This is a genomic window from Bacteroidota bacterium, assembly GCA_016706865.1.
Lineage (GTDB): Bacteria > Bacteroidota > Bacteroidia > Chitinophagales > BACL12 > UBA7236.
This window is the reverse complement of sequence record JADJIS010000003.1, coordinates 380,972-393,539: the sequence shown is the minus strand read 5'-3', so window position 1 is coordinate 393,539 and position 12,568 is coordinate 380,972. Positions and strand designations below refer to the sequence as shown.

Sequence of the window (12,568 nt, the reverse complement as noted above, 5' to 3'; positions counted from 1 at the left end):
GTTCTGGGTTCTGAGTTCTGGGTTCTGAGTTCTGAGTTCTGGGTTGGGCTCACTCACTATAGACTACTCAACTGTTCACATAAAAGGTTTTCAGGGTTAGGAGGAGTTGAAGGGGTTGAAGGGCTGAAAACGTTTAATTCGTAGGAACAATCTCCCGGTTTACTAACTGCCAACTGCTACTGCGACTGCGACTCTTAGTGTGGAATAAAATATTCGTATGTGAAACAAAATGACTTATATTAATCTTCCTTAATATTTAACTATTGTTAAAATTGACGAAAGTCACCTTTTTGTGAAGTGCTTAAATTTTGGTTATTTGTTTCCAGATAGGTTGATAATACATTGATTATCACTTGAATACTTCTTAACTACTTCATATTTTACCTGAATTTATATTCATTTTTCCTCTTTTTCCATCGGAAAGGCACATTTAATGTCATTGTTTAGGGGCGATCCACAACCCTACTTTTGTATCATAAAAAAAAATAAACTATGACAAGATCATTAAGTACTCTCCTCATCAGCATCTTTTTAACCTCAGCATTATTTGCCGATGAATCCATTGATTGGATACGCGACGGAACCGGAACAGGAGCAACATCAACCATAGATAAAAACGACAATGTTTTTGTTGCAAGTTGGGATGGCTCCATTTACGCTAGAAAATTTGACAAATTCGGAAATTTACAATGGGAGAACCATTATACAACTCCCATTATATTCAATTATGTATACCCTACGCAGGTACATGCGGATAGTCTGGGTAATGTTACTTTAGTTGGTTACCGTTACACCTCTCCAACAGAAGGAAGAGCTGCAAATGCATTATTGGCAATTAAATATGACGCTTCAGGAACTATGTTGTGGGAAAATATTATCGAAGGTGATTTCAGTCCGTGGAATAACAGTTTGTTTCGCACAAATGTAAGTTCAGTAGCAGATCCTGCAGATAATGTTTTTATTGCGAGTGCGGGAAATGTGTCGGGATATCCTACAACTGGTTTCAATGTAATTAAAGTGAACCCGGAAGGAGTAATTGAATGGGTAAGCACAAAAAATATTTCAGGGTTTCCTTATCATTTTGTTTCCAGAATTCGCCTAAATGGCAGCAGACTGGCAGTAGCCGGACATACCAATTATTGGTTGGCGAATGCGGTTATCTGGGTATTGGATGTGAACGGAAACAGTAAATGGACCAAAACAGAAGCAGGCATTGGGGGCACTGATGCAATGATAGATAATACCGGAAAAGTTTATTTACTTACGTCGAGCACGCCGGGTTATGCATCTGATCTTTCTATCTTTAAATACAAATCGAACGGTACATTTATGTGGCATCAACTTTTCGATTTTGGAGGAGCGGAAATTCCTTCCAGAATGGAACTTGCACCCGATAATAAAATGGTAGTCCTCGCTTACGGAACGCAAACCGGAATTAGCGGATATGTGGATTGGCTTACACTGAAAGTAACTTTGAACGGCGTTTTATCCTGGTCGAAAAGATATGATGAACATACAGGTAATGATGAAATTCCCGGACATATGGCAATTGATACCGATGGGGACATTTTTGTAACCGGAATTGGTGGACCTTTTCCGGGAGGATTTAATCTCGGAGCAAGACAATTTGTTACCGTTAAATACAAATCCAACGGAACCCTTGTCTGGACATATGCGCAAGATACCATCAATGAATATCAAAGTGGAAGACGCATAAACATCGACAGCAGAGGTAATCCATTTGTTCTTGTGGATATCAACTCGCTTACCTATCATTTTCTTGATAATACCGGCGCTGATCCTTGCTCGGTTCCAACGGGAATAACTGTTTCGGGAATCACTGAAACTGAAAGCATAATAAGCTGGTTACCAGTAACAAACGCATACTTATATCATGTACAATATAAGACTACAACTTCACCAATCTGGAGCAGTCTTACTACCGACCAGACCAATATTTCACTCAGTGGTTTGATATCAGGAACTACGTATGAATATCATGTGGAGGCAGTTTGCAATAGTGGTCCAACAGGTTATTCTACAACTTCTACCTTTACTACTTTAGGCACAACCTATTGCACTTCTGCAGGTGTAAATGCCACAGGAGATTGGATAGATCTTGTTTATGTATCTGACCTGTTAAACAGCACCATTGAAAGTACGGGAGGGTATTCTGATTTTACCTATTTGTCGGTTTCCATGGTTCAGGGTACTACTTATTCTTTTACTTTGAGCGCTGCAATGACAGGTCTGCCACATTTCGAATACTGGAATGTTTGGATCGATTTTAACGGAGATGCTGATTTTACGGATGCCGGTGAAAATATCGTTTCTTATAATTCTGATCAGATTGGTTGGGAGTCGCACTCCTTCACCGTTCCAATAAGCGCTGTTATAGGAAACACCATGATGCGTGTATCCATGAAACGCGGCGGTTATGCAAGCTCTTGCGAAACATTTGCAAAGGGCGAAGTGGAAGATTACACAGTTACCATATTACCCGGTAAACAGTCGCAGTTAAATAACTCAACCACCTCAAAAATAGAGGTTTATCCAAACCCGGCTAAGGATCTAATTAACGTGAACCTTACCGAATTTGAAGGTGTTAATACATTAACATGTTATGACATAAACGGCCAGTTAATGAAAAACATGATCGTTAGCAGTGAGGTGATTCAGTTGAACATAAGTGAATTCCCTTCCGGCATTTATTATATGATCTCCACAAACGAAAAAGGAGAGACCAAAAACGCAAAATTCATTAAACAGTAATATCGATCAGCCAGTATGAACAGAAAACCCTTCCGGAAACGGAGGGTTTTTTTGTTCGGGGTTCTGGGTTCTGGGTTCTGAGTTCGGGGTTCTGAGTTCTGAGTTCGGGATTCTGAGTTCTGAGTTCAGGGTTTTGAGTTCGGACTTCATTCCTTCATTCTTTCATTCTTTCATTCTTTCATTCTTTCTTTCCTTCATTCCTTCATTTTTTTTATACCATCTTTACAGTTGAATTATTTTAACATATTTAGATTTACAGCCATTGCAAATAAACCTGTCATATAAACAAATCATCATGTTGAGCTTGCCGCTTATGATAAGCAGTTTGTTCAATAATCTGATCAGTTTGATCGGCGTTGCGTTTATGGGAAGGGTGGGTGAAACGGAGCTTGCGGCAGCAGGTGTTGCTGCCTTGATCTATATCACCTTAACAATGATTCCATACGGCTTATCCGTTGGTTTTCAGATCATTATAGCGCGAAGGGCAGGTGAAAATAATCCGGAATCCATTGGGAGAATATTCAATAATAACCTCATATTTTTAATGGGTGTCGCGATACTGCTTTATCTGTTCTTAGAATTTTTGGTTCCTATAATTCTTAAACCGATGTTCAGTTCTCAGGCAGTTTATGAGGCGGGGATGACCTATCTTCATTACAGGAACTTTGAGATCTTTTTTGCAGTATTCGCCTTTACTATTTTGGGATTTTATACCAGCATCGGCAATAATCAGATAATTACCTACAGTGCAATTCTAATGTTAGTGGTGAATGTGTTCTTTAATTATAACCTTGTTTTTGGCAAAATGGGATTTCCGGAAATGGGAATAGCGGGTGCAGGTTTGGCATCATTAATATCATCCACTGCTGCTTGCGGATTGAATTTTTTCTACCTGATATTTTCCAAATTCAGAAAACAATTCGGGTTGTTCAAGTTCTCACGATTTGACTGGCCATTGGTTAAAGCGGGACTTAATTTATCCGGGCCTGTTGTTTTACAACATATACTCTCCACCGGAACCTGGGTTATCTTTTTTCTTATGATAGAAAAAATGGGACCTGCTTCACTTGCTGCTTCCAATGTTGCTAAGGAAGTATATATGGTTTTGGGAATTACTACCTGGGGAATTGCAAATGCCACCAATAGTCTGATAAGTAATCTTATTGGTCAGGGGCGTCAGGATGAAATATTTGTTTTGTTGAGGAAAGTAATAATAGTTGCTCTCGGATTCTCCGTGCTCTTCTTCTTATTTATTATGATCTATCCTCAGGGGTTCATTCAGATATTTACGAATGACGATACTATTATCCAACTCGCAACCAACCCTGTTAGAATTGTTGGAGTTTGTTTGATAATAATGGCGGTTTCGAGCATACTTTTCAGGGCGGTTACAGGCACAGGAGCTACAAGATATTCTTTATTACTCGTTTTTATTACTCTCATCGTGTATATGGTTTATGTGGTGATATTGATAAAAGTACTTAATGTAAATCTTACCGTGGCATGGACAAGTGAAATAGTTTATTGGCTTGTTTTGGCCTGGTTGTGCTGGAAATATTTGAAGAGTGGGCGCTGGAAAGAATACAAAGTTTGATCGCTGATTTTAATGGATTACACGGATTTCGCGGATTTTATTTTTTTTCTTTGAAAAAAAATTTGGTAGGGTTTTTAGGATTTGAGGAGGTATTTAAAATTTTTTTTTGATTTCATAGTATTAACTTGGCTTTAAATAATATAGAATGAAAAAAATATTTTTTTTGTTACTAATAATTGGTCAGAAGGTAGTTTATGGACAAACGGAAATGGAGATGCCTACTGCTGTTCCGATTACCTACCTGGGTGTATCTAAAAAAATGACCGATATACAACATCCGGGAAATAATGAAAAGGATGCCTTTGTTAAGATAAAACAACATGAAGATGAGGAGCGGAATATGGAAAATATTTCTGCAAATAAAAACATGAAACTTATTGACGATGCATTACAAACAACTTTCTTTAAAACAGAAGTAACCGGATTAACTATTTTAGATAATTATGAAGGATTAAAATCTAATTACCTTCGGTCAGATAATAATATTGCAGTTGGTCCTGATCATGTTGTGCAAATTATTAATACCAATTATTTATTCTCTTATTTACGTGTTTGGAATAAAAGCGGGGATATTTTAATTGATAAAATTTCCTTTTTAGAGTTATCCGGATTTTTCGATTATGGTGACCCGAATATTATTTATGATGAACAAGCTGACCGGTGGGTAATATCTTTTCTTTTTTCGGGAACAGATAATAAATTGCGTATAGCTGCATCGCAAACCTCCGACCCAACAGGTGCATGGTTTATGTATGTTTTTGATACTCCGGCAGGATTCCCTGATTACGAAAAATTAGCGGTGTGGGGAGATTCGTATATAATTACCATTGCAGCTAATAAACCTGCTAAACCGGCAGTATATGTTTTAAACAGAGCAGAAATTTTATCGGGAACACTCTCCTCTCCTGTTTTAATGTTTCAACCACAAAGAGTGATACATTGGAAATGGCAAGGCCTTGCACCGATAAATGTTATTGGTAGTGCCGGAGTTCCTGAAGATGAACCTGCAATAATTGCGCGTGTAGTTGATGATGCATGGTTCGGTGCGATTCCCGAAACCGATCAAATGGAATTATTTGAATTAAATATTAATTGGGATGCTCCGTTAACGTCTACCATGTCGGGACCGTTAGATCTGCCAATCGATAATTACAACAGCGACCTCTGTGGATTTGAAGCACTTTCCTGTTTGCCACAACAAGGTTCTGAAACTAAATTATGGCCACTCAGCAATTTTATTACGGATAAATCGAAATATATGAATTTCGGAACTCATCAATCCATTGTCGCAACACATATTTGTAATGCGGATGGTGAAGGAACAGCCGGAATAAGATGGTATGAATTACGAAAATATCCCGCCGGTGAATGGTTCGTATATCAACAAGGCACTTATGCTCCTGACGATGATCACCGGTTTATTTCCAGTATTTCAATTAATGCAGAAGGTAGTATCGCTTTGGGATATAATATAACAGGTGAAACATTATATCCCGGAATGCGTGTGGTTGGTCGCGCAGCTTGTGATCCTTTAAATCTGATGACAACATCAGAAGCAATTTTTAAAGAAGGAACTTCACCCAATCAAAAATTGGATTATGGCGATTACAATGGTATAGTAACAGATCCGGTTGATGGTTCATTTTGGTTCACCGCTCAGTATAATAAATCACCAAAATGGTCAACCAATATGGTACATTTTACAATCGACGGATGTACGGAAGAATTTATTGAAAAGGAGAAACCGGAGCTAGAAAGCGTTAGATCGATAACAAATATTCAATTATCACCAAATCCTGCCGTTGAACAAATATTATTATCCTTTGTTTCCAATAATAAGGATCTTACCAACATCGAAATATTTAATATGAATGGTGAATTAATGTTCACACAAAATTTCAAAGCTGAAAAAGGATTTAATTCTCTTAACATTGAGATAAAACAATTTCCTGTTGCTAATTATCTTTTAAGTATACGATGCAATATAGAAAAGAATGTAAAATCCTTTTCCATTTCACGATAATAGAATTTTGTCCCACGCCTGGTAAATGCAAACTCTGTATATACATACCTTATTTTCCATTTCCTTGCCATATATTTGGGAATTCACTAAAATTTATTAATTTGGTGTAGAATTCAGGCACATTTTGGTCTCCGGTAAAACACGACAACCATGGATATAAAACATCAATTTGAGGGAGAATTTATTGAAGAAAATGAAGGTATTTGGGTAATAACTCTTGAAAAGCCCTTATCTATTACACTTTCTGTCGCTCAACAAATAACCATGTTTTACGAAAATGGAGTATTAACAGGTTGCAACCAGACCATGTGCGAGATGTATGGGTTTGCGGAACCCGAACAATTAATTGGCGCCCGACTTGAGGATCTGTTGCCCGCAACACAATCAAATCTCGAATTTTTGGAAGCCTTTATAAAAAGTAATTACGACATTAAGGACGCCGAATCAAAAGAAACCGATAAAGATGGAAAATCAGTTTATTTTCTCAATTCCATGAAAGGAATCATAGAAAATGGAATTTTAGTAGCGGCGAAAGGAAGACAAAAATTGTTGAAAAAATAAATTTCTACCGTTAAACAAAATTTACTTTTTTAAGTCAAACAAACATGAGGTATCTGTTACTTGTTTTTTTTCTTTCAGGATTTATCTTCACTTCCCTTTTTTCTCAATCAACAAATATATCGGAGGGCAATATTTTCGATGGCGAACCTTATATGCTTGTTAATCCGCAAAACCAGCAACATATTATTATTGTCTGGATGGGATTTGATGGATTTGAACTCGTCAAAATAAAAGAACGTGTGAGTTTTAACGGAGGAAACAGCTGGAGTGATATTATTGAAATACCGCATACCACATCCGGCTTTACATCAGCTGACCCATCTATGGATTTTGACAGTGATGGTAATGTTTTTTTATCTTTTATCGATTACAATCCCGCGGGAACAGCAGGTGCGGTATTAGTTTATAAATCAACGGATGGCGGCTTAACCTGGGAAGAACCAACAGAAGTAATTGATGCTTTTGCCGACGGAATGGAATTACCGATAGACCGCCCGTGGATGGTGATTGATAAATCGGGAGGAGTTACTGATGGCAATATTTATATTACCACAAAACCTGCACCCTGGATTCCATTTCCCAATAGAAATTATTTTATTTCCTCCACAAATAATGGAATGAGTTTTAATGATTGGCGAAATATTGATACCATGGGTTGGCGAATAGGCAATTTTATTCAGGCTCCGATGGCAACACCAGCAGTATCGTTGAACGGAACTTTTCATACCATTTATCCGGCATGGGAATTTACAGAAAACATTTTACCGCGATTTATTTTAGCATCCAGTTCAAATGCCGGTGGAACATTTAATTATCATGAGGTTATTGAATCAGCAGGTGATGAATTAATTACGGATACAAGCGCCAAGGTCGGATATTTATTAAAGTGCGATCCAATAAATGCAGATCATCTTGCATTCTTTACCATTTTACAAACAGAGGGTGATGCAGATATTTACTTATTGGAAACATTTAATGCAGGAAATACATGGAATGATCAAATTCGCATAAATGATGACCCAATTAATTCCGGAAAAATGCAGGATCTCGTTTGGGCAAATTTTGATCTGGATGGAGATCTTTTAGTGAGTTGGCGCGATAGAAGAAGTGCTACTGATACCGGTTTTAGTGTTTCCTCCGAAATTTATGGTGCCATTCGCTGGAAAGACTCACTGGAATTTTCCAATAATTTTAAAATATCAAATACCCTTGTTGAATTTGATGATGTATTACTAGGAAATGGCAATGATTTTATGTGTAATGCCATGATCAATGATACTATATATGCTGCATGGGGTGATACACGCGATGGAAATTTAAACATTTGGTTTAATAAAATATCTGCCCTTACTTTAGCTGGCACAGGCATTCAAAATATTGCAAGCGAATCCAAAGAGCTGATTACTATTTATCCAAATCCATCGTCAGATTTAATTAGTATTGAATATAAAACAATTGACAACATATTAATTTATGATATTTTGGGAAGTTGTGTATTCCAACTTAATGATGTAAATCGCAATCTGGTTAATATTGATATCACCCATCTTCAGAGCGGAAATTACACCGTTAAAATAGTGGGGAACAATAATAAAGAGATCAGCAGACAAATTACCAAAAATTAAGCAGGTAGGTTAATTATGTAAAGTATGATATTTTTATTTAACCGCTAATTCTTTAACAATATTAGTGTTTTCAGAACTTATAAAAACGAAATAAATTCCTGAATGCAGATTCGTTATATCTATCGTTTGATGATCATTTATATTAATTTTTGAGAATACCTCTTTTCCTTCCACATCGAAAATTGTTACATTATAATTTCCGCCCATACCATCAATATTAAAAAATTGAGAGCAAGGGTTGGGCGAAATTAAAGGGGATATATCAGAATAATTTACCAAAACAATTTCTGAAAAATTTTCTAATTCATTTATATCCACTGCAATCAACCTATAAAAATTATATCCGGACACTGGCTTTTCATCGGAAAATAAATAAGATAGCAAATTATTGCTGGTTCCTGCACATTTTACGGTTCCGATATCTGTAAAATTATTCCCGTCAATTGATTTTTGAATTCTGAAGTTATCGCAATTCAATTCGCTTTCTGTTTTCCATGTCAGGTCAATTTTATCTCCATTTAATTCTGCTCCGAATTGCGTTAAAGATACAGGTAAAGGCACTGCGGGTGTTACAACCACCTCATCAATAAAATAATAGGCTCCTGTAGAAATTCCTGCCACCTGAATAGTATGAGTTGTTGAAGCGTCATTATAAAAATTACCAATTGTAATATAATTATAATTTTGATCAGGGATATAATTGAATGACACATATTGCCAGGTAGGACTCCAAATTTCTCCCGGATATTCTAATTGCGGAATTCCACCTATGGGTTCGTGATCCACCTGTGATAATGGTGCAACAGATAACCTGATACCAAAATGATTTGCCGAGGAATTACAATAGTATCCCGCTGTTCCGTTTGTTACCCAAAAGGAAACTGTATAAGGGGTTCCGGCAATCATTGGAGTGGTAAATTGTATGGAAATATATTCTCTGAATTCAGGTGCAGGTAAATAATATGTTACAAATCCCATAACTGCATTCCCAGACTGTGGATTTACGGTGGCAAAAGTTGATACTGGCAGATCTACACCTCCACTACCAGTATTATGCAAATAATCGGCACTTGCATAAGGCCAGATAAATAGGGCAACACCGTTTAAATTTAGCCAACCGGTTGCTTTATACCATTGTCCATATCCTGTTGGCAGACTAGTATACGTTTCAAAACCATTATTTGGCACTATATTTTGAGCGTAAACAAAGTTTAGTTTTATTGTTAACAACATTAAAATAAAAAATGAATTCAGCTTAATCATATTGTCCAATCTTACACCAAAAATAAACTCGACTTATATCGTAAAAAAGGACAATTATCACCCCTTTCCGCCATTATATCGCAATATCCAATACATTTTGAAATATGTGCTGAGATTGTGCATATTTCAATTATGATCACCTATAGTTTTCATCAAGTAAATAATTTCAAATAGATTGAGTCTTTTTAGGGTGCTAAAATTTCAATAGATTAAAATAGTCAAGAGAATAATTTATACGCTTAAACCCTCACTAATTTCCATAAAAAAAGGGAGATAGTTCACATCTCCCTTCCTGATAAATAAAATGACCGGTTACAGTTTCAAATCATCATCTATATGTGTGTTATCATGATGACCGTGGTGTTGATCATTTTTAATTTCATTATCTAATTTAAGATCTTCTTCATTAATAATATCATGGTTATCCATGCTATGATTTTCTTCCATATTATCCATAGAAGAATCGCGGTGATTTTCAGAATGATTTTCAGAAAACGCCATATGGTTATTTTCTCTGTCCATATCAGAACCTGATTGTTCATCATATTTATGCGCAAAGGCATCAAAATCAAAATCAGGCATTAAACCTTTAATATGATCAACAACCAGAGTCATTTCCTCAAGAAATTTGTTGAAATCTTCTTTATAGATGAAAAGTTTATGTCGCTCATACCCATTTCCATCAAAACGCTTCTTGCTTTCGGTAATGGTAAGGTAATAATCATTCGCTTTTGTTGTTCTAACATCAAAAAAATACGTTCTGCGTCTTCCTGCACGTATTTTTCTTGAAAATACGCTGTCGTTTCGCTGGCTGTTTTCGTTCTCCACTGTGGTCGTTTTTTGTTTTTTTAGTGTTGGGTGACTTCAAATTTTCCGAAATATATAAAGATTTTGAAAATTCAAGTGTAAAAATCAAACTTTTTATTTTATAAATTGTTTTCTTCGCGCCGCTGAGATTCGTAAATCCCATAATAAATGCCCTTTCTTTCCAAAAGCGACTCATGAGTTCCGCGTTCAGAAATAGTTTGTTTATCCAGCACTAAAATCTGGTCAAATTCAAGCAGGGAGAAGATCCTGTGCGTTATTATAATTGCAGTTTTTTCCTCCAGATATGTTCTCATATTGCCTAGAATTGTCTTTTCGGTGTTGCTGTCAACCGCACTTAAACTATCATCCATCAAAATAACCGGTGCATTCTTCAAAAACGCCCTTGCAATGGAGACACGCTGCTTTTGACCTCCACTGAGTGTTACCCCTCTCTCCCCCACCATCGTATTAAAACCATCCTTAAAAAGTTCAATTTCATCCTTGATCGAGGCAAAGGCAGCATAACGTTTTACCTCTTCCTCAGTTGCTTTTCGGTTTGAAAAGGAAATATTATTCTTAATTGTATCTGAAAATAGGAAAACATCCTGAGGCACAACACTCATTCCCTTTCTAAGATCCTCCAGATTATACTCCTTGATCGGAATATCATCTATATAAATATTTCCCGAATCAGGATCATAAAGCCGGAAAAGTAATTCGCCAATGGTGCTTTTTCCTGCGCCTGTCCTGCCAACTATCGCAACTTTTTCACCGGGTTCTATAGTGAATGAAATATTTTTTAAAGCGGTAACACCTGTATCCGGATAGGTGAATGTAACATCCTCAAACCTTATTTTCCCTTTGATATTGCGTTTTAATTTATTTGCAGATACAATATCCGGCTCGATCAATAAAAATTCATTTATGCGTTTTTGTGATGCTGCGGCTCTTTGAACGATAGAAACTACCCACCCCAAAGAGGTAACCGGCCAGGTCAACATATTTATATAAAAAAGGAACTCAGCAAGATCACCGGGACTTATCTTGTCGTTCATTACCTGCATTCCACCCGCAAAAATGGTGATGAGCACGCTCATTCCAATAAGAAATACCATCAGCGGTTGAAAAAGTGCATCCACTCTCGACAAACTCAGCGAAAGGTTTTTATACTTTTCACAGTTCTCTTCAAAATAGATCCCTTCCTTTTCCTCCTGTGCATAGGCTTGTATCACCCTGATCCCTGAAAATGATTCCTGCGCAATACTGGTGAGATTTGATAATTGAGCCTGAATTAATTCACTTTTTTTGTTGATGATACTATTCACAAAATAAATGGAAACGGAAAGTATAGGCAATGGGATCAATACATATAGAGCCAGGGAAGGACTAATGTGCACCATCATCCAGATAGCAAGCACGGAGTTAAATACGAGGTTGATGAAATACATTACTGCCGGACCAACATATTGTCTTACGCGCCCAACGTCCTCTGCTACCCTGCTCATAAGATCACCGGTATTGTTTCTTTTAAAAAATGCCGGGGTTAAAGTTTCATACTTGGCGAACAAGGCATTTTTTTGGTCAAATTCTATATGCCGGCTCATGATAATGATGGTTTGCCGCATAAAAAACATACAAATACCACGCAATAAGGTGAATCCAACAAATAATCCTGCAAAAAGCAATAAAGTATTTAAAACAGTGGATGGAATTCCAGTCCCATTTTTTAACACATCCATATTTTTTTCCACCAGGTCGATCATATCACCGATATAATGCGGAGCAAAAACCTGAAAAACATTCGAAAGTGCTACAAACAGGGTCCCTGTGAGGAACAGCCATTTATATTTTAAAAAATAAAAGTTGAGCGATTTCAGATGTTGCATGCAAGTGCAAAGCTATAAAACCATTCAAAAGTTTCTT

General features: G+C 36.8%; 8 protein-coding genes. 5 read left to right on the top strand and 3 right to left on the bottom strand.

Features of this window, described 5'->3' with window-relative positions:
• The first annotated feature begins 492 nt into the window (after positions 1-492).
• From IPI31_11280 to IPI31_11260, 5 genes are all read left to right on the top strand, one after another.
• Positions 493-2,772: a T9SS type A sorting domain-containing protein gene (locus IPI31_11280; GenBank protein ID MBK7568393.1), complete on the top strand. Its 2,280-nt coding sequence runs from the start codon at positions 493-495 to the stop codon at positions 2,770-2,772.
• A gap of 295 nt (positions 2,773-3,067) precedes the next feature.
• Entirely contained in the window at positions 3,068-4,366 is a 1,299-nt protein-coding gene (locus IPI31_11275; GenBank protein ID MBK7568392.1) for an MATE family efflux transporter, read from the top strand.
• A gap of 145 nt (positions 4,367-4,511) precedes the next feature.
• Positions 4,512-6,389, top strand: a complete 1,878-nt coding sequence (locus IPI31_11270) for a T9SS type A sorting domain-containing protein (GenBank protein MBK7568391.1) — start codon at positions 4,512-4,514, stop codon at positions 6,387-6,389.
• Positions 6,390-6,539: 150 nt separating this feature from the next.
• Positions 6,540-6,950, top strand: a complete 411-nt coding sequence (locus tag IPI31_11265; GenBank protein MBK7568390.1) for a PAS domain-containing protein — start codon at positions 6,540-6,542, stop codon at positions 6,948-6,950.
• Positions 6,951-6,994: 44 nt separating this feature from the next.
• Complete coding sequence (locus IPI31_11260) at positions 6,995-8,575, top strand: T9SS type A sorting domain-containing protein (GenBank protein ID MBK7568389.1); 1,581 nt, start codon at positions 6,995-6,997, stop codon at positions 8,573-8,575.
• Positions 8,576-8,608: 33 nt separating this feature from the next.
• On the opposite strand, the gene IPI31_11255 is transcribed toward IPI31_11260, so the two are convergent.
• The 3 genes from IPI31_11255 to IPI31_11245 form a co-directional block, all read right to left on the bottom strand.
• Positions 8,609-9,838 carry a T9SS type A sorting domain-containing protein gene (locus tag IPI31_11255; GenBank protein MBK7568388.1) on the bottom strand — a complete coding sequence of 410 codons (1,230 nt, stop codon included), beginning with the start codon at positions 9,836-9,838 and terminating at the stop codon, positions 8,609-8,611.
• 312 nt (positions 9,839-10,150) lie between these two features.
• On the bottom strand, positions 10,151-10,666 hold the full coding sequence (locus tag IPI31_11250) for a DUF3276 family protein (GenBank protein ID MBK7568387.1): 516 nt from the start codon (positions 10,664-10,666) through the stop codon (positions 10,151-10,153).
• Positions 10,667-10,764: 98 nt separating this feature from the next.
• Positions 10,765-12,531, bottom strand: a complete 1,767-nt coding sequence (locus tag IPI31_11245) for an ABC transporter ATP-binding protein (GenBank protein ID MBK7568386.1) — start codon at positions 12,529-12,531, stop codon at positions 10,765-10,767.
• Positions 12,532-12,568: the final 37 nt, after the last annotated feature.